At 46.6% G+C, this 551-nt stretch carries 1 protein-coding gene; it reads right to left on the bottom strand.

Annotated elements, in window-relative coordinates:
• Nucleotides 1–551: Calx-beta domain-containing protein (locus tag FPG59_RS16855; RefSeq protein ID WP_217875979.1), on the bottom strand; the 551-nt coding region annotated here is incomplete at both ends.

The raw sequence follows: 551 nt of genomic DNA, 5'->3' as shown, positions 1-551 counted from the left end.
GTTGTATCTACCGCAGAAGGGTTGCTTCGAGTAAAGATGAATACCACAGCGGTTCCTTCGGTAGCCGAAGCCGGAGTGATGGTAGTCACCGTACGAGCATTGTTATTGTCGATAATCGTACCCGTAGCCGAAGCAGCTCCAGAGGCAATACTAAAATCCTCATTTACTTCGTCAATTGTATCTGCAGTCGTTGGTACCGAAACGGTTCCCGTAGTAGCACCTGCAGGAACATTTACAGTTACAGCAGTAGTAGTGTAATCTGCACTTCCAGCAGTTCCATTTGTTAGAACAAAAGTATAAGTTGTATCTACCGCAGAAGGGTTGCTTAGTGTAAAGTTGAATACCACAGCAGTTCCTTCGGTAGCCGAAGCCGGAGTGATGGTAGCCACCGTAGGAGCATTGTTATTGTCGATAATAGTACCCGTAGCCGAAGCAGCTCCAGAGGCAATACTAAAGTTTTCAGTTACTTCATCAATAGCATCTACCGTTGTAGGTACCGAAACGGTTCCAGTAGTAGCACCAGCAGGCACCGTTACCGTAACGTCTGTAGT

This window comes from Flavobacterium sp. FPG59, from assembly GCF_002150205.1.
GTDB lineage: Bacteria > Bacteroidota > Bacteroidia > Flavobacteriales > Flavobacteriaceae > Flavobacterium.
The sequence above is the reverse complement of the archived record's forward strand: the minus strand, read 5'-3'. Positions and strand labels throughout refer to the sequence as shown.